We start from the raw sequence: 18,186 nt of genomic DNA on the forward strand, positions 1-18,186 counted from the left end.
TCTACCGATGGAAGAGATGAATGCCAGCAGAGATACACCTGTAACGGCTCTCCGGTGGAATTATACCGATTGCGGACGCAGGCGCGTCCATGTCAGTCGAAGACATCGACCGAGTGGCAGTACTCGGTGCCGGCAGCATGGGTCACGGTATCACCGAAGTCATCGCCCTCGGGGGCTACGACGTGGTGATGCGTGACATCGAGCAGGAGATCGTCGACGAGGGCTACGAGGACATCGAGTGGAGCCTCCAGAAACTCTCGGAGAAGGGACTCGTCGACCAGGACCCCGACGAGGTCATGAGCCGCATCGACACCGAGGTCGACCTCGAAACCGCCGTCGAGGATGTCGACCTCGTCGTCGAGGCCGCGCCCGAGAACCTCGAACTCAAACACGACATCTACGAGGACCTCGACGAGATGGCGCCCGACGACGCCATCCTCGCGACGAACACCTCCTCGCTGCCCATCACGGACATCGCGGAGGCGACGACCCGCCCCGAGCAGGTCGTCGGCACCCACTACTTCAATCCGCCGGTGAAGATGGACCTCGTCGAGGTCATCTACGGCGAGGAGACCAGCGACGAGACCGCCGAGACCGCCTACGAGTTCATCGAGTCCATCGACAAGACGCCCATCTACGTCAAGAAAGACGTGCGCGGGTTCGTCGTCAACTCCGTACTCGGTCCCTTCGGCGACGAGGCCGCCTGGATGGTCAGCGGCGACGAAGCGACGGTCAAGGAGGCCGACGCCACGATGGTCCACGAGCGCGGCTACCCGATGGGACCGTTCGAACTGGGCGACATGACCGGTATCGACATCGGCTACTCCGTCCGGAAGGAGGCCGGCGACCCCATCCCGCCCATCGTCCAGGAGAAGGTCGACGCAGACGAACTCGGGCGGAAGACCGGCAAGGGCTACTACGACTACGAGGACGGTGACGGTCCGGATTACGGCCCGGACGACGTCTCCGAGGACTTCGACTGGCTCCGCATCGAGGCCCGGATGGTCAACGAGGCCGCCAAACTCATCGGCAACGACGTGGCGACGCCCGACGCTATCGACACCGGGATGCGCCTCGGCGCCGGCTTCCCCGAGGGCCCGTGTCGCCGCGCGGACAAGATCGGGCTCGACCGAATCCTGGACAAACTGGAGACACACTACGAGCAGACCGAGGCGGAGCGCTACGACCCGGCGGACTACCTCGTCGAACTCGTCAACGGCGGCCACACCGGCGAGGACGCCGGCCAGGGCTTCTACGAGTACGGCGGCGAGGACGGCGACCGCGAGTACCGCACCCTGAACGTCCTCCGCGAGGACGAGGTGCTCGCCATCGAACTCGACCGTCCCGAGCGCATGAACGCGCTCAACGAGGACCTGATGGACGAGATCGAGCACGTCCTGGAAACGGCGGACCTCGACACCGTCCGCTGTGTCACCTTCGAGGGCGCGGGCGACCGCGCGTTCTCCGCCGGCGCGGACATCGGCGGCTTCGCCAACACCGAGCCGTGGCAGGCCGGGACCGTCACCTCGATGTTCGAGACGGTCAACGACTTCCCGCGGCCGACCATCGCCAAGATCGACGGCTTCTGTCTGGGCGGCGGCCACGAACTCGCGCTGGCCTGTGATATGCGCATCGCCACGACCGAGTCGCAGTTCGGCTTCCCCGAGATCTCGCTCGGCCTCCTGCCCGGCGGCGGCGGCACGCAGCGCACGATGCGGATGATCGGCGAGGCCCGCGCGAAGGAACTCGTCTTCCGCGGCGAGCGCATCAGCGCCGAGAAAGCCGAAGACTGGGGGCTCATCAACCGCGCCGTCGACGGCGACGAGTTCGACGACGTCTGTGCGGAGTTCGTCGAGGACTGCGTCGAGGGCCCGCCGATCGCGCTCGATTTCGCCAAGAAGGTGATGAACCGCGGCGAGGACGCGAGCCTCGAAGCCGCGCTCACGATGGAGAGTCAGAGTTTCGGCCTCCTGATGAGCACCGAAGACGTGCTGGAAGGCACGACGGCGTTCATGGAGGACCGCGACCCCGAGTTCGAGGGCAAATAGATGAGCGACGGCGCGGGCGACGACACGACCGCCGACGCCGAGGACGGGGACGCCCCGATCCACATCGAGGAGCCCCTGAGCGTCGAGGACGCCTCGCAGGTCATCGAGAAGCACGGCTTCCTCTCGTGGCTCGGGGTCTCCCTCGAGGAACTGGAGGACGGGCGTGCGGTCATGACCCTGCCGTACCAGGAGAAACTCACCAACTGGGTGACGGGCACCGTCCACGGCGGCGTGACGGCGACGCTGATCGACACGTGTAGCGCCTTCGCCCTGCGGACCCGTCTGGACGACCCGATGAACACGACGCTGGCGACGACCGACCTGGACGTGAAGTACGTCCGGCCCGCGACCGGCGACCTCCACGTCGAGGCCGAGGTCATCCGCGCGGGCACCTCGACCGGCGTCACCCGGGTCACCGTCCTGGGGACCGACCCCGATGGCGAGACGAAAGAGGTCGCCATCGGCGCGACGACCTACCGACTGTTCACGGATTCGAGCCTATGAGTTACTTCGAGACCATCGACGTAGGAGAGGAGACGCGCACCGAGAACCGAACCATCACCGAGGCCGACGTGGTCAATTTCGCCGGCGTCTCCGGCGACTTCAACCACCTCCACATGGACGAAGAGCGCATGTCGGAGTCGGGCTTCGGCGAACGCATCGCCCACGGGATGCTCGTCTTCTCGGTCGCCACGGGCCTGCTCTGGCAGTCACGGAGCGAGGAGGAACGCGAGGCGGTCGTCGCCTTCTACGGCATCAACGACCTGCGCTTCCGTCAGCCGGTCTTCATCGGCGACACCGTCCACGTCGAGACCGAGGTGACCGAGACGCGCGAGAAGCCGGACCACCCCATCGCCAGCGGTGTCGTCCACCTCGAGGCCGAGATCAAGAACCAGCACGACGAGGTCGTCATCTCGTGTGAGTTCCTGTCGCTGATGAAGTAGCTCAGAGCCGGAAATCCTCGTCGACCGTCCCCTCCACCGTCGCGACCGCTTCCTCGATCTCGTCGTCGTCCGAGCCGTTGGTCACCGCGAGCAGTTCGTCGATCTGCGCTCGCACCGAGCCGCCGTTCGTGCGCTCGTCGGGCTCCGCTTCGACGCGTTCCTCCAGTTCCACCAGCCGCGATTCGACGTGCTCCAGCCTGCGGCCCAGTTCCGCGGCCTCGGTCACGAGGACGCCCCGGTGTTCGATGAGCCAGCGCACGTACGGCTCCGACCCCTGGAACTCGAACTCCGCGGCCTCCTCGGAGAGTTCCTGTACCGTCTCCTCTTCGAGGTCGACCTCGACGGTCACCATATTGGTGTAAGTTAGCATTCGACAGGAAAAAGGCCTGTGCCTCGTACACCCGGTGTTCCACCGCGCCACTGCCCGCCGGGAGTCTCGGCTCCCGGCTCGCCGGTGCGTGCCGGCAGTCCGGGACCCTCCCGTCGCCGGCCGTCAGTCCTCCTGTTCGTGGAGCGTCTCCAGGATTTCCGGGTCGGTCCGGAACTTCAGGACGTTGTGAACCACGGAGTTGCGGATGTTCTGGACGATCCGGCCGTGTTCCTTGTAGAAGTCGTGAATCCACTTCGACTCGGAGACGCGGTCGGGAAACATCATGACGGACTTCCACTGGTACTCACCGTCGGAGAGGAAGTACATCAGCGTGTTCGGCGAGTCACGGATCGCCTCCATCGCCTCGCGCCAGTGCTCGTCGAAGTGTTCCGGGTTGATCTTGAACTCGAACATCCCGAAAATGAAGTACTCCTCGTTGGGGATGATGGCCTCGCGGAAGACGCCCTCCTCGCGCATCCCGCGGATCGACTCGCTGACCGTGACGTGTGAGACCTCGATGCCGTGTTCGTCCTCCAGGATACGCGCCAGGTCCCGTGAGGAGAGCTGTGGGTCCCGCGAGAGCTCCCGCAGGATGAGTACGTCCCGTTCCTTGAACTCCCAGTCCGGTGCTTCGTCTCGCATTATCATTTCCCCCTCGTAGTCGTCCGTGCCCAAATCATCGCTCACTGTCCTACGAACTCCTTGACTTCGGTCGCGTAGCGGTTCGGGCGGTCCTCGACGACCCAGTGGTAGGCGTCGAGTTCGACGACCTCGCCGTCGAGGTCCTCGGCCAGTCGCTCGCCGTACTCGAGGGGCTGGAACGTGTCGTCAGCGCCCCAGAGACAGAGCAGGTCCGCCGTGATCGCGTCGTAGTCGATCTCCGTCGTGTGGTTCGTGTTCGTCGAGACCGCGTTCCTGCTGAGGGAGGTGCGCCCCTCCTCGGTCGTCCACTGCTGGGTCATCCCCTCGACGAACTCGGGGTCGGCCTCGTCGGCGTAGACGCCCTCGGAGAACGCGCCGCCGACCTGCTCTTCGAGCGTGTCGAGCGGCATCTCGGTCGTCCGGGGCAGGCCGAGGTTCGTGATGAACTCCACCGGCCAGGAGTCGTAACAGACCGCGTTCGACATCACGAGGTTCTCGACGGCGTCGGGTTCGTGGGCGGCGTACCGCACCGCCACGCCCCCGCCGATGTCGTGGGCGACGAGCGAGAACGAGTCGACGCCCAGTTGGCCGAGCAGGTCCGCGAGCATCTGCTCCTGTGCCCGCACCGACCGGTCGAACCCGTCCTGCATCGCCGAGTTCCCGTAGCCGACCAGGTCAGGCGCGATGACCCTGAAGTCGTCCTCCAGGGCGGGCGCCACGTCCCGCCAGAGGAACGACCACGTCGGGATGCCGTGCAGAAGGACGACGGGATGTCCCTCGCCCTCGTCGCGGTACGCGACCGTCAGGTCGTGCCCGTCGACGGTGACGGTCGTCTCCTGCTGGTCCGTGCTCCACGCCTCGTGGTTCACGGGCGACACCTCCGGCTCGCCCGTAGATTCGTCGTTCGTGGCCGTTGTGACCGAATACGGACACGTGACTGACCTACCATAGCGCGGCCTTCAGTTTCCAATGCAAAATAAGTTTGCCCCCACTGGCAACAGCGTTAACAGGTCTGTCGCCGACCTACAGGAGATGGTCGGCGATGATGTTCTTCTGAATCTCGCTCGTACCGTCGTAGATCTTCGTGATGCGGGCGTCGCGGTAGAAGCGCTCGACGGGGTGGTCCGAGACGTAGCCGGCGCCCCCGTGGACCTGGAGGGCCTCGTCGGTCACGTCCACAGCGTGTTCGGAGGCGAACAGTTTCGCCATGCTGGCGAGCCGTGTCGCACGCTCCGGGTCGCCGGCCTCGATGGCCGCACCCGCCCGGTAGGTCAGCGAGCGCGCGGCCTCGATCGCCGTCGCCATCTCGGCGAGCTTGTGCCGGATGGCCTGGAACTCGCCGATCTTGCGGTCGAACTGCTCGCGCTCGCCCGCGTACTCGACGGCGGCGTCGAGCGCCGCCTGTGCCACGCCGACGGCCTGTGCGCCCACGTCGGCCCGTGCGGGTGCGAAAAACTCCATGAGCTGGTAGAAGCCCTCGTGGAGGACGCCCACGACGTTCTCCTCGGGGACCCGGAGGTCGTCGAGGACGATCTCGGCCGTGTCCTGGGCCCTGATGCCGAGTTTGTTGTCGATCCGGGTCGCGTCGTACCCCTCGACGTCCGTCGGCGTCAGGAACGCGGAGATGCCGTCGTGGCCGCCCTCCGGCTTGGTACGGGCCATGATGATCGCCACGTCAGCGACCGTCCCGTTCGTGATCCACATCTTCTGGCCGTTGATGACCCACTCGTCGCCGTCCTTCTCCGCGGCCGCGCTGCTCCGATCCGAGGCGCTTCCCGCCTCGCTTTTCTCCGCGCGGGTCTCCATGCCGGCGACGTTCGAGCCGTGAGCGGGTTCGGAGATGCCGGTACAGATGGGCGTCTCGCCGGCGGTAATCTTCGGGAGCCACTCCTCTTTCATCCACTCGTCGCCGTACTCCAGCAGCATCTCGGTCCCGAAGCGGGCCGCGGAGATCGAGCCGCCGATACCGGGGTCGGCCCGCCACAGTTCCTCCGTGACGAGCAGTTCCGAGACGGTGTCCATGCCCGCACCGCCGTAGGCCTCGGGGACCGCCGGCGCGACGAAGTCGAGGTCGGCCGCCTCCGAGAGCAGTTCGTGGGGGTAGCGCTCGTCGGCCTCGTACTCCTGGGCGACCGGCCTGATTTCGCTCTCGCCGAACTCCCGCACGGCTTCGCGGATGGCCCGCTGTTCTGCCGAAAGCTGAAACGCCATGCACTCCCTTGGCCCGCCAGGGAAAAAAGATTCGGGCGCGCTACGTCACTCCGCTTCTTCGCCGCGCAGCTCGAACTTCTGGACTTTCCCGGTGGTCGTGCGGGGCAGTTCCTCGACGAACTCGACCTCGCGGGGGTGTTTGTACTCGGCCATGTTCTCCAGGCAGTACTCCTTGATCTCCTCGGGGGTCACGTCCGCGTCCGGCCTCGGAACAATAAAGGCCTTGACCGTCTCGCCGCGGCGCTCGTCCGGAACGCCGACGACGGCGGCGTCGGCGACGCCCTCGTGCTCGAAGAGGAGTTCCTCGACCTCGCGGGGGTAGACGTTGTACCCGCCGGTGACGATCATGTGTTTCTCCCGGTCGATGACGTAGAAGAAGTCGTCCTCGTCCCAGTAGCCCAGGTCCTCGGTGTGGAACCAGGTCTTTCCGGAAGCGGTTCCCGCTTCCGACGTCCCACTCGCTTCGCTCGCGGGACTCCCGTCGGCCTCGGTGAACGCTTCCTCGTTCGCCCCCGGACGGTCGTGGTAGCCCTTCATGACGTTCGGGCCGGAGACGACGATCTCGCCGACGATCTCGTCGAGGTCGTACTCGCCCTCGTCGATGGGGCCTTCCTCGACGCGGGGAACTTCCTCGAAGTCCTCGTCGACGACCTTGGCGTCGACGCCGGGGATCGGCTGGCCGATCGAACCCTTCCGGCGCGCGTCGGGGCGGTTGGCGTGGGTGATCGGGCTGGTCTCGGTGAGGCCGTACCCCTCGTTGAGCTGGACGCCGAACAGCTCCTCGAAGCGGTTGATGACCTCGACCGGGCAGCTGCTCCCGCCGGAGTTGACGAAGCGCAGGCTGGAGAGGTCGTACTCGTCGGCACCGGGCGTGTTGACGATGTCGTTGTACATCGCGGGCACGCCGTGCATGATGGTCAGCTCCTCGGACTGGATCAGGCCGAGGGCCGTCTCCGCGTCCCACTCGGGCAGGGGGTAGTAGGTCGAGCCGTTGTACAGCCCCGCGTTCATCACGACCGTCATGCCGTAGATGTGGAACAGGGGGAGCACGCCCAGCAGGCGGTCCTCGGGCCCGTAGTCCTCTTCGAGGATGTCGCCCGCGTGGCGGGTCATCCAGCCCAGGTTCCCGTGGGTCAGGAGGACGCCCTTCGGCGTGCCCGTCGTCCCGCTGGTGTAGGGCTGGGCGGCCACGTCCTCGTCGTCACGCTCGACGTACCCGTCGAAGGAGTCCGCGGCCAGGAACTCGTCGAACGGCGTCGCGCCCTCGGCGTCACCGTTGACGCTGACGATGGTCTCGACAGACGTCTCGTCCTGGACGCCCGTGACGAACGGGACGAGGTCGGAGAGCGCGATGACCGCCGTCGCGCCGCTGTCTTCCAGCATGTGGCCGATCTCGCGGGCCTTGTACTGCGGGTTCATCGGGACGACGGCGGCCCCGGCTCGCAGGACGCCGTAGTACGATGTCACGAACTGGGGCAGGTTCGGCAGGTAGACCCCGACGCGATCCCCGGGCTCGACGCCCGCGTCGGCGAGCGCCTGCGCGAGCTGCCCCGTCCGGTGCCAGAACCCCTCGTAGGATACCTCGTGGTCCTGGAACTTGATCGCCGTCTGCTCCGGGTAGCTCTCTACCGTCTCCGCGACGTCTCTGACGAGGTTCGTCATCACCTGCCACAATGGACGACCCCGTTAAAATAGTTGTTTTTGAATCGTCCAGCGTTTCCGAAAAACGTGTGGATAGTTAACAGTGGTACGAACGCGAGGGAAGAGGTTAACGTCGGTCGCTACCCGCCGAGATACGACTCGCGGATGTAGTCGTCGTTTCTGATCTCCTCGGGCGGTCCCTGGCGGACGAACTCGCCGTTCTCCAGGAGATTGATGCGGTCCGCGTGTTTCAGCGCGAAGGTGACGTTCTGCTCACAGAGCAGGATCGTCACGCCCGCGTCCTGAATCGCCTGAATCCCCTCACTGATGTCCTCGAGGATGACCGGCGCGAGGCCGAGCGTGGGCTCGTCGAGCACGAGGAAGTCGGGGTCGCTCATCAGCGACCGTCCGATGGCGAGCATCTGCTGTTCCCCGCCGCTCATCGTGTTCGCCTCCTGGTCGCGGCGTTCCTCGAGCCGCGGGAACAGGTCGTAGACGAACGACTTTCGCTCCTTGACGTCGCCACGGCGATACGACCCCAGGTCGAGGTTGTCGTCGACGCTCATGAACCCGAAGAGATCACGGGATTCAGTGCAGTGGATCAGGCCGTCCTCGACCAGATCCTCCGGGATTCGGTCGCTGACGGTCTGACCGCGGTACTCGACGCGGCCGTCGTACTCCTTGAACCCCGAGATGGTGTTCGCCAGCGTCGACTTTCCGGCGCCGTTCGGGCCGATAACCGAGACGATCTCGCCCTCGTCGACGGTCAGGTCGACGCCCCGAAGCGCCTGGACTTTCCCGTAGTTGACACGCAGGTCCGACACGGAAAGCACCGGCGTCCCGGACGTGCCGGTCGCCGCTGCCGATCCGCTCTCGGAGCTCACAGCTCGTCACCTCCGAGGTACGCTTCCTGCACGACGGGGTCGTTCTTGATGTCCTCCGGCGGCCCCGCCGCGATCATCGACCCGAACTGGATGACGATTGCCCGGTCGATGAGCGAGAGCAGGCCGCGCATGTTGTGGTCGACGACGACGAGGGTCAGCCCCTCGTCGCGCAGTTCCAGCAGGAGGTCCGAGACGCTCTCGACCTCCGGCCCCGAGAGACCGGCGAACGGCTCGTCGACCAGCAGCATATCGGGGTCGGTCGCCAGCGCCCGCCCGAGCTCCAGCCGGAGCAACCCGGCGTGGGGCAGTTCGTCGGGGAGCATGTGCTTGCGATCGCCGAGACCGACGCGCTCGCAGATCTGCTCCGCCTTGCGCTGGGTTTCGCCGCTCAGCCCCTGCATCGAGAACATCTTGTCGGGCATGAGCGCCAGTGCAACGTTTTTCACTACCGTTCGGTCCTCGAGTGGGCGGAACTCCTGGAACGTCCGGGCCAGTCCTTTCTTGACCATCCCGTAGGCCGTGGAGCCGGTCACGTCCTTGCCCTTGTAGTAGACCGTTCCCTCTGTCGGAGGAAACCGGCCGGTCACGCAGTTGAACGTCGTCGACTTGCCGGCTCCGTTGGGACCGATGAAGCCCAGGATTTCCTCCTCCTGGACGGCAAAGGAGAGGTCGTCGACTGCCGTGAGGCCGCCGAACCGCTTGGTCACGCTGTCGAGGACGAGCATCCCGTCCTCGGGCCCGAACTCCGTCTGACGCCCCTCGAGACTCTCGCTTTTGTTGTCTTCCATTTCAGCGCTCATCGTCGTCACCTCCGAGGATATCGCGCAGTTCCTCGGTGTAGTTCTCGTAGACCTGTTCCGCCGGCGTCTTCGTCCGCTCGCCACCGTCCGCGGCGACCTCCGGCGTGTCGAATCCGGCCCGTTCCAGAACCTTCCTGCCGATGCCGATCGCCCACCGGACGATACCGCCCGGGAGGGTAAAGAGGAGGATCAGCGTGATCACCGCGAAGATCAGGAAGTCCATGTCCGAGACCGGCGTGTTGAACAGCGGCACTTCGGCGTTGATGCCGGTCAACTGCTCGCGGATCAAGATCAGAGCCACGCCGCCGATGGCCGCGCCGACGATGGTCCCCATGCCGCCGAGGATGGCGGCGATGATGACCTCGACGTTGACGGTGATCGAGAGCAGTGTCGTCGGGCTTGCGTTCCCGCTGGGCGTGAAGACGATCAGCGAGCCCGCGAGTCCGCCGATGGCCGCGCTCAGCACGAACGCCATGATCTTGAACTTCGCCGGGTTGAGTCCGACCGACGCGACCGTGTCCTCGTCCTCGCGGATCGCCGTGAAGATCGACCCGGCGTCGGTGCGGGTGATGATCAACAGGACGATCAGGACGAAGACGAACAGCCCGAAGGCGATGTAGTAGAACATCATCTCGTCGCCGAACGTCTGGAGCCCCAACAGGGCGTCCGTGCCGGACAGTCCCTGTTCGCCGTTGAAGATGTCGCTCCGGTAGATGAAGATCTGGACGAGGATCAGCGGCGCCACGAGCGTCACCAGCGACAGGTACGGCCCTCTGAGCCGCAGGGCCGGCACGCCGATGATGATGCCGGCGACGGCTGCCATGAGGACGCCGAACGGAACGGCCGTGATCGGATCGAGCCCGTGGCCGAGGTTCAGCAGCGCCGCGGTGTAGCCGCCGACGCCGAAAAACACCCCGTGTCCGAAACTGATCTGGCCGGTGTAGCCCGAGACGACGTCCCAGCTCATCGCGTAGACGCCGAAGAAGTAGGCCGTCGCGAACATCAGGGCCATCGTCGCGTCGATGACCATCGGCAGGGCCGCGAGCCCGACGAGGCCCACGAGCCCGAGCTTGTACCGCAGACTCATCTCGACGGGGTTCAGCCGCCCGAGCAACCGTCGACTTCGACTGACGTTTTTATCACTCATGGTATCACTCCGCGAGCTCCCGGCCGAACAGGCCTTCCGGTTTGACGATCAGGACCGCGATGAGCACCAGCAGCGGGGCGATGCCCGCAAGGTCGCTGCTGATGTACTGGATGACCGCTACCTCGAGGAAGCCGATGAAGTACGCGCCGATAACGCTGCCGCGGATCGAGCCGATGCCGCCGATGACGACGATGGAGAACGACAGGACGAGCGGATTCCGCCCCATCGCGAACGTCGCGCCCAGCTGTGAGCCAAGCGCCATGCCCGCGATGCCCGCGAGTGCGCCGGCGATGACCCACGTCGCGAGGTTGATCCGGTTGCTCTTGATGCCCACGAGCGACGCTCCCTTCGCGGACATGCTCGTCGCCAGGATCGCTTTCCCGAAGTTCGTGTAGTTGATGAACAGGAACAGGCCGATGATGATGGCCCAGGACAGGATGAACACCGCGAGCAGGTTGAACTGGACGTTCGTGCCCGCTATCGAGAAGTTGCCCGCCATGAACTGCGGAATGGCGACGGGCTGGGCGCCGAAGGAGTTCAGTATCACCTGCTCCATCGCTACCGAGGTCACCAGCGTCAGTATCATCACCATGATCGGCTCGTGCTCGAACCGCTTGATGATGGTGAGATACATGACTGCTCCAAAGAGCGCGGGTATGATTACCGCCGCGGCGACCGCGCCGGCGACACCGAGGCCGGCCTGTGCCGCAAGGTAGGCGCCGTACGCTCCGAGGACGATACTCGCACCGTGTGCCAGATTCAAGACACCGCCCACGCCGAAGATGAGCGTGAACCCGATCGCGATCAGCGCGTAGAGTCCACTCCGTATTGTCGACTGGACGATGAACTGTGAGATTGCTGCCATGTTTGATAAAAAGATCCGGTCAGTTCAGACCCACGGAGGGGACTGATAGTCGGCCGTCTGGAGGTTTTCGGGGAAGATGACCTCCTGCGTGCCGCCCTGCTGCGGGTTCTCCGGGTCGTCGGGCTGCCACTGCTGGAAGACCGGCCAGACCAGGTCCTGTTCGTACTTCACGTCGTGGGCGAACTCGTGGTCCGGGCCGTAGTACTCGACGGTCCCGACGGTTCCGGTGTAGGAACTCTCTTCGAGGCCGCTGACGACCGCGTCCGCGCCGAGATCGCCCGCGTTCGCGACGACTTCCGCGAACTGGTTCATCGCGTCGTAGGAGATGTACCCCGTGTAGACCGGGTAACTGCCGTACTCCTCGTTGTACGAGTTCGCGAACGGCACGGTCTGGTCGGTGACCTCCGCGGTCGGCGTCGCGGAGTTCTGGGTCACGCCGTATGCACAGGCCCCGTTGGTCGCGCCGTAGTAGGAGGGCAACTGCATCGGGACGTGGATGCCGCCGAACTCGAAGGGCCGCTGCTGCTGGGCCCACTGGATGACGGCCGCCGTCCCGGTGTGTGCCATCGAGATGAACGCCGCGTCGGCACCGGAGTTCTCCACTTCGTTGTAAATCGGGTTGAAGTCCTCGGTTCCCGAGGGGTACCGACGGTTCAACACGACCTCGACGCCGGTGTCGGACAGCTTGTTGTTCAGGACCTCGGAGACCGGCTCCGTCCACTTGTAGTCCTCGACGAGGACGGCGACCGACTCCCACCCGAGGTCGCTCTGACTGGCTTCCATGAAGTCGACCAGGTTCTCGCCCAGGTGGTGGGCGTTGATCGGCCCCGTCCGGAAGTGGTACTTGTAGTCCTCGTAGCTGTTGTTGACGCGCGCGCTGGCGTCCGGCGTCGCCGCGCCCGTCGTCATGTGTGGCGTCTGCGAGCCGGCGATGTCGTCCATGATCGCCAGCAGGACCTCGCTGGTGAACACGCCCGTCGTCATGTCCACGTTCTCGTCACGAACGAGTTCACCGTACCGGTTCCGCCCCGTCTGGGGCTGTTCTTTGGTGTCTTTGACCGTCACCGAAACGTCGGTGCCGTCGATCCCGCCGTTGTTGTTGATCTCCTGGGCCGCCAGCTTCACGCCGTTGGCGATGGAGGCGCCGATCGGGTTCTCCGAGGGAACGGGTGCGAGTACCCCGACTCGAATCTCGTCACGGTCCGAGAGAGGAATGTCCGCACCGTCACCGCCGCCGCCGCCGGAACACCCGGCGATGGACGTCGCGACCGCCCCCGCCCCTGCTGCCTTCAGGAAGTTCCGCCGACCGACTCCCAGCGACTTTCCATTGTTTTCCCCTGCCGCATCTTTGCTTCCGTTATAACCCCTGTCTGGGCTGTCACTACCATCGTTAACCATGGTGTCTGCTCTGATATGGGAAACGAGGGTAATAAATGTTGATGCCGTTCCCCGGCGTTTTCCGGTCTTTTATTACTGGGGTATTAAAAAGGTTGATACGGTCTCACATACCTCGTGAGGGTCGTTACCGTCCTTCGAATTCGGCCTCGCGCTGTTCCATGAACGCGCTGGCGCCTTCTTCGTGGTCGTGGGTCTCGAAGACGGCCGCCTGGGCCGCCGCTTCGTTGGTCACTGCCTGCTCCATGTCGCTCTGGAGACCCTGGCGCATGACGCGCTTTGCGGCCGTCAGCGCGACCGTCGGACCCTGCGCGATGGTTTCGACGTACTCGGCGACCGAATCCTCGAACTCGTCGTCGGCGTAGACTGTCGTGAACAGCCCCAGATCCTGGGCCTCCTCGGCGTCGAGCATCTCGCCGGTCAGGACCAGTTCCTTGGCCTGGTTCTCGCCGACGATCCGCGGCAGGAGGTAGGACGTGCCCGCGTCGACCGAGAGGCCGACCTGCCGGAAGCCGAAACTGATGCGCGAACTCTCGCTCGCGACCTGCGTGTCACACGCGATAGCGAGGTTCGCGCCAGCGCCGAAGGCCGTCCCGTCGATCTTCGCGATCACCGGCAGGCGGAACTCGTAGACCCGCTGGAGGGTCGCGCCCGTCTCCTCGACCTTCTCCACTTTCTCGTGGGGTTCGTTCATCCCGGAGAGCCCCTCCATCATCGCGTTGATGTCCCCGCCCGCACAGAAAGCGCCGCCGCTCCCCTGGATGACGACACACCGTGCGTCGCCGTCGGCATAGATTTCGTCGAGTGCGTCCTCCAGCCCGTCGCTGATCTCGCCCGTGAGCGCGTTCCGGCTGTCGGGCTGGTTCAGGGTGATCGTCGCCACTGCGTCCTCGATGTCGAGTAGCACTGCGTCGTCTGACATGGCTACCATCACGCACGGCGGAAGCGTTCAAAAAACTTCCCGAAGCCACTACCAACGGAATCGAGTCCGGCGCGAAAGCTAACAGTGTAAAATTCGGCCGTCCCGGTCTTTACTTCGCCGTCCAGCCGCCGTCGGCGCTGAGGACCGAGCCGGTGACGTAGGAGGCGGCGTCACTCGCCAGGAACACGGCCGGGCCGGCCAGTTCCTCGGGGTCGGCGAACCGGTCCAGCGGCGTGCGGTCGATGAGCGACTGCTTGATCTTCTCGTTTTCCATTGCGCCCTCGATGAACTCGGTGGCGACGTAGCCCGGCGCGATGGCGTTGACCCGGACCTCGGGCGCCCAGTCGAGCGCCATGCTCTTCGTGATCCCGACGAGGCCGTGTTTCGAGGCGACGTAGGGGTGCTGGCGGGGGAGGCCGACCACGCCGCCGACGCTCGCGACGTTGATGACCGAGCCGTGGTCGCTCTCGTGGAGGTGCTCCGCCGCGGCCTGCGCGCACGCGAACGCGCCCTGGAGGTTCACCTCGAGCGTGCCGTCGAAGCCCTCCGGGTCGACGGACTCCGGCTTCCCGAGCGCCGAGTCGGGGTTCATGCCGGCGTTGTTCACGACCACGTCGACGCCGCCGAAGGCGTCGGCCGTCTCCGACACCAGCGCGTCGATGCTGTCACGGTCGGCCACGTCGACGGTCGCCGCGTGTGCCTCGCCGCCGTCCTCGCGGATGCTCTCGACGACTGCTTCCACGTCCGATTCCGTCCGGCTTGCGGGCACGACCGACGCGCCCGCCGCCGCCAATCCTTCAGCGATGGCGCGGCCGATTCCGCGGCTGCCGCCGGTCACGATAGCGACACGGTCCGAACAGTCGAACTGAGCCTGCATACCCCTGCATCGTCGCGGCGGTGGGATAAGAATGTGGCCCGTGCCGGACGGGTCCGCGGTACCCAATAGGTCAGGGCCGGTGTTGATGAGGCCGTGTCCACTACGACGCGTATGTACGTCCACTGGCACCGCAGAGACCTCCGCGCGGGCGACAACCGCGGGCTCGCGGCCGCCGTCGCGGCCGCGTCACCCGACACGGGCGACCGCGCCTCCGAGACCGACGACGCCGACGACGGTGACGGCGTCCTGCCCCTGTTCGTCTTCGACCGCGACGTCCTGGACCACGGCGCGCCGCCACGGGTGGCCTTCATGCTCGACGCCCTCGAGTCCCTCCGCGAGTGGTACCGCGAGCGCGGGAGCGACCTCCTCGTCCGCCACGGCGACCCCCGCGAGGTCGTCCCCGCCGTCGCCGAGGAGTTCGGCGCCGACGGCGTCACCTGGTGCAAGGACTACTCCGGGCTCGCACGCGAGCGCGACGCGGCCGTGCGCCAGGCCCTCGACGATGCCGGCGTCGCTCGCGAGGCCCTCCACGACGCCGTCCACCACGAACCCGGCGCAATCACCACCAACGACGGCGACTTCTACTCCGTGTTCACCTACTTCTCGAAGAAGTGGCACGACCGCCCGAAGGCGGACCCCTACGACCCGCCCGCGGCCGCCGACCTCGCCGCAGTCTCGGACGACGAACCACTCCCAACCCTCGCCGACCTCGGTTTCGAGGAGCCCGCGGCCGAGATCCCTGCGGCCGGCACCGATGCCGCACGCGAGCGACTCGACGACTTCTGTGCCGACGACATCTATCGCTACGACGAGCGCCGCGACTACCCCGCCGACGACTGCACGTCGCGGCTCTCCGCGGACCTCAAGTGGGGCACCATCGGGGTCCGCGAGGTGTACGCGGCGACGGACCGCGCCCACGCGGACGCCCCCGACGAGGACGCCCGCGCGTCCGTCCACGAGTTCCAGGACCAGCTCGCCTGGCGGGAGTTCTACACGCAGGTCCTCTTCTACAACCCCGAGGTCGTCACGGCGAACTTCAAGGACTACGAGCACGACATCGAGTGGACCCACGACCCCGAGGCCCTGCAGGCCTGGAAGGACGGCGAGACCGGCTATCCCATCGTCGACGCCGGAATGCGACAGTTACGCGCGGAGGCGTACATGCACAACCGCGTCCGGATGATCGTCGCGGCCTTCCTCACGAAGGACCTCCTCGTCGACTGGCGCGAGGGGTACGACTGGTTCCGAGAGCGGCTGGTCGACCACGACACGGCCAACGACAACGGCGGCTGGCAGTGGGCTGCCTCCACCGGCACCGACGCCCAGCCGTACTTCCGGATTTTCAACCCCATGAAACAGGGACAGCGCTACGACCCCGACGCCGAGTACATCAAAGCGTACGTCCCTGAACTTCGCGACGTGGACCCCGCGCTGATCCACGACTGGCACACGCTCTCGCCGACCCAGCGCCAGCGGACGGCGCCGGAGTACCCCGCGCCCATCGTCGACCACAGCGAGCGGCGCGAGGCGGCCATCGAGATGTTCGAGCGCGCACGCGGCGACGACTGAGCGGCGCCCCCCACGGCGCGGGCCGCCCGTCACCTGCCGAAATCACCACTGTCCTTATCATTCCGGGGGGTCGAATCCACTGCAGGACGACGGACGCGCATGGTTTCCTCACTCTTCTCGCTCGCTCTCGTCTGGGGGTCGATCACGGCCGCGCTCGGCCTGACGGTTCTGGCCTGGCGCCAGCGCCCCAAACCCGGCGCGACGGCCTTTGCGACGCTGATGGCCGCCGGGACGTGGTGGGTCGCCACCTCCTCCATCGGTCTGTTCACCACCGACCCCGCGCGCCGACTGCTCCTCCATCGACTGGAGTGGCTCGGCCTCGTCGTCATCCCCGTCGCCTGGCTGCTGTTCGCCCTGGAGTACACCAGCCGCGATGCGTACGTGACGAGGCGGACCGTCGCGGCGCTCGGATTCGTCCCCGGCATCACCCTCGGAGCGGTCTGGGCCGGCACCCCCTTCGACCTCGTCTACGTCGCTCGAACGGTCAACGTCTACGGGACCATCAGCATCGTCGAGGTGAGTTACGGCCCCTGGTTCTGGGCATACACGGCCTACGCCTACGCCCTGCTCGGGGCCGGCACCCTGTTGATCCTCCAGCTGGTCGTCAGCGCCCGCTCGCTCTACCGGGGCCAGGCGCTCGCGCTCCTCATCACCGTCGTCGCGCCGTGGACGGGAAACCTCATCTTCGTCACCGGCTACTCGCCGGTCGAGAACCTCGATCTCACGCCGTTCATGTTCCTCATCTCCGGGGCGGCGGGCATCGCCGCGCTCACGCAGTTCAAGCTCCTCGAATCCGTCCCCGTCTCCAGCCGCATCGCCCGGGAGTCGGTCGTCGAGAGCATGGACGACGGCGTGGTCGTCGTCGACGGCGACGACGCCATCGTCGACATCAACCCCCGCGCCGCGAGCGTCCTCGGCGTCGACCGCGACGCCGCAATCGAGAGCGCCGCGTCCGACCTGGTACCGGCCTACGAACGGCTCCAGGCAGCCGACGACCCCGACCACTGCGAGACCGTCGAGATGGACGGTCCCAGTGGGACCCGCTACTACGAGGTCAGCATGACGGGGCTCCGCGCCGACAGCCCCGGCCGCGAGGGACGGGTCGTCGTCCTCCACGACGTAACGGAGCAACGCAACCGCATCCAGCAACTCGACGTGCTCAACCGTGTCCTCCGGCACAACCTCCGGAACGAGATGAACGTCGTCCACGGCTACGCCGGCAAACTCGACGCCGACGGGGCGGCCGTCGACCGCATCCAGGAGAAGGCGATGCGGATGGTCGACCTCGGCGACAAGGCCCGCGAGATCGACCGCATCCTCGACGACGGGGTCGCCGGCGACCCGATGCCCGTCGACGATATCGTCTCGGTCGAGATCGACCGCGCCAGGGAGACCTACCCCGACACCGAATTCGCGGTCGAGACCGTCGACGCGCCGGTCACGGTCTCCCGGACGCTCGGCCCGGTCCTGCGGAACCTCCTCGAGAACGCGGTCGAACACAACGACGGCCCGGAGCCTACCGTTACCGTCACCGTCACCCGGGCGGACGGCACCGTCGCCGTCGCCGTCGCGGACAACGGCCCCGGCATCCCGGAGGGGGAGCGGTCGGTCCTGCGGACCAGGGAGGAGACGCCGTTGGAACACTCGAGTGGCCTCGGCCTCTGGTTAGTCAACTGGGGGTCGGAGACCATGGGCGGGTCGGTGACGGTCGAGTGTCCCGAAGACGGGGGAAGCGTCGTCACCGTCGAAGTCCCGGTCGCGACGGCGTCGCCCTCGACGGCCGCCCAGTGACGGGGCGGCCGTCGGGACGCTGGTCGGACGGGGACGAGCGTGCCCCTAGCCGTTGACGGTTACGTATTGCCCGTTGTTTG

General features: G+C 66.2%; 17 protein-coding genes. 5 read left to right on the forward strand and 12 right to left on the reverse strand.

What is annotated here, in order from left to right; all coding sequences use genetic code 11:
* Positions 1 to 89 precede the first annotated feature (89 nt).
* The 3 genes from MUG96_RS07520 to MUG96_RS07530 are packed head-to-tail and all read left to right on the forward strand — an operon-like array spanning position 90 to position 2,992.
* The gene (locus tag MUG96_RS07520; RefSeq protein ID WP_246987979.1) at positions 90 to 2,048 is read left to right on the forward strand and encodes a 3-hydroxyacyl-CoA dehydrogenase/enoyl-CoA hydratase family protein; all 1,959 of its coding nucleotides are present in this window, start codon (positions 90 to 92) and stop codon (positions 2,046 to 2,048) included.
* Complete coding sequence (locus MUG96_RS07525; protein ID WP_246987981.1) at positions 2,049 to 2,552, forward strand: PaaI family thioesterase; 504 nt, start codon at positions 2,049 to 2,051, stop codon at positions 2,550 to 2,552.
* Positions 2,549 to 2,992, forward strand: coding sequence for a MaoC family dehydratase (locus tag MUG96_RS07530; protein ID WP_246987983.1), 444 nt, complete (start codon positions 2,549 to 2,551; stop codon positions 2,990 to 2,992). The genes MUG96_RS07525 and MUG96_RS07530 overlap by 4 nt, the downstream gene beginning before the upstream one ends.
* Position 2,993: 1 nt before the next feature.
* Here MUG96_RS07530 and MUG96_RS07535 read toward each other — a convergent pair whose 3' ends face one another.
* The 12 genes from MUG96_RS07535 to MUG96_RS07590 all read right to left on the reverse strand — a co-directional run bounded on the left by MUG96_RS07535 (position 2,994) and on the right by MUG96_RS07590 (position 14,746).
* On the reverse strand, positions 2,994 to 3,344 hold the full coding sequence (locus MUG96_RS07535) for a hypothetical protein (RefSeq protein ID WP_246987986.1): 351 nt from the start codon (positions 3,342 to 3,344) through the stop codon (positions 2,994 to 2,996).
* 141 nt (positions 3,345 to 3,485) lie between these two features.
* The gene (locus tag MUG96_RS07540; protein ID WP_246988650.1) at positions 3,486 to 4,004 is read right to left on the reverse strand and encodes an Lrp/AsnC family transcriptional regulator; all 519 of its coding nucleotides are present in this window, start codon (positions 4,002 to 4,004) and stop codon (positions 3,486 to 3,488) included.
* 41 nt (positions 4,005 to 4,045) lie between these two features.
* Positions 4,046 to 4,873 (reverse strand): alpha/beta fold hydrolase, encoded by an 828-nt coding sequence (locus MUG96_RS07545; protein ID WP_246987988.1) that lies wholly within the window; start codon positions 4,871 to 4,873, stop codon positions 4,046 to 4,048.
* Between the two features lie 154 nt (positions 4,874 to 5,027).
* Positions 5,028 to 6,215 (reverse strand): acyl-CoA dehydrogenase family protein, encoded by a 1,188-nt coding sequence (locus MUG96_RS07550; RefSeq protein ID WP_246987990.1) that lies wholly within the window; start codon positions 6,213 to 6,215, stop codon positions 5,028 to 5,030.
* A 45-nt stretch (positions 6,216 to 6,260) separates the two neighbouring features.
* Complete coding sequence (locus MUG96_RS07555) at positions 6,261 to 7,877, reverse strand: long-chain-fatty-acid--CoA ligase (RefSeq protein WP_246987992.1); 1,617 nt, start codon at positions 7,875 to 7,877, stop codon at positions 6,261 to 6,263.
* Positions 7,878 to 7,996: 119 nt separating this feature from the next.
* Positions 7,997 to 8,740, reverse strand: a complete 744-nt coding sequence (locus MUG96_RS07560) for an ABC transporter ATP-binding protein (RefSeq protein WP_246987994.1) — start codon at positions 8,738 to 8,740, stop codon at positions 7,997 to 7,999.
* Positions 8,737 to 9,540 (reverse strand): ABC transporter ATP-binding protein, encoded by an 804-nt coding sequence (locus tag MUG96_RS07565; protein WP_246987995.1) that lies wholly within the window; start codon positions 9,538 to 9,540, stop codon positions 8,737 to 8,739. Before MUG96_RS07565 ends, MUG96_RS07560 begins: the two co-directional genes overlap by 4 nt.
* Positions 9,530 to 10,687: a branched-chain amino acid ABC transporter permease gene (locus MUG96_RS07570; RefSeq protein WP_246987997.1), complete on the reverse strand. Its 1,158-nt coding sequence runs from the start codon at positions 10,685 to 10,687 to the stop codon at positions 9,530 to 9,532. The genes MUG96_RS07565 and MUG96_RS07570 overlap by 11 nt, the downstream gene beginning before the upstream one ends.
* 4 nt (positions 10,688 to 10,691) lie before the next feature.
* On the reverse strand, positions 10,692 to 11,552 hold the full coding sequence (locus tag MUG96_RS07575) for a branched-chain amino acid ABC transporter permease (RefSeq protein WP_246987999.1): 861 nt from the start codon (positions 11,550 to 11,552) through the stop codon (positions 10,692 to 10,694).
* Positions 11,553 to 11,576: 24 nt separating this feature from the next.
* Positions 11,577 to 12,950, reverse strand: coding sequence for an ABC transporter substrate-binding protein (locus MUG96_RS07580; RefSeq protein ID WP_246988001.1), 1,374 nt, complete (start codon positions 12,948 to 12,950; stop codon positions 11,577 to 11,579).
* A 124-nt stretch (positions 12,951 to 13,074) separates the two neighbouring features.
* Complete coding sequence (locus MUG96_RS07585) at positions 13,075 to 13,869, reverse strand: enoyl-CoA hydratase/isomerase family protein (RefSeq protein WP_246988003.1); 795 nt, start codon at positions 13,867 to 13,869, stop codon at positions 13,075 to 13,077.
* Between the two features lie 109 nt (positions 13,870 to 13,978).
* Entirely contained in the window at positions 13,979 to 14,746 is a 768-nt protein-coding gene (locus MUG96_RS07590) for an SDR family NAD(P)-dependent oxidoreductase (protein WP_246988005.1), read from the reverse strand.
* Positions 14,747 to 14,857: 111 nt separating this feature from the next.
* Between MUG96_RS07590 and MUG96_RS07595 the strand changes: the two genes are divergently transcribed.
* Together MUG96_RS07595 and MUG96_RS07600 are read left to right on the forward strand one after the other, a co-directional pair.
* On the forward strand, positions 14,858 to 16,315 hold the full coding sequence (locus tag MUG96_RS07595) for a cryptochrome/photolyase family protein (RefSeq protein ID WP_246988007.1): 1,458 nt from the start codon (positions 14,858 to 14,860) through the stop codon (positions 16,313 to 16,315).
* Positions 16,316 to 16,414: 99 nt separating this feature from the next.
* Positions 16,415 to 18,106 carry a sensor histidine kinase gene (locus MUG96_RS07600; RefSeq protein ID WP_246988009.1) on the forward strand — a complete coding sequence of 564 codons (1,692 nt, stop codon included), beginning with the start codon at positions 16,415 to 16,417 and terminating at the stop codon, positions 18,104 to 18,106.
* The last annotated feature ends 80 nt before the right edge of the window (positions 18,107 to 18,186 follow it).

It is taken from the genome of Halorientalis marina (genome assembly GCF_023028345.1).
Taxonomy (GTDB): Archaea; Halobacteriota; Halobacteria; order Halobacteriales; family Haloarculaceae; genus Halorientalis; species Halorientalis marina.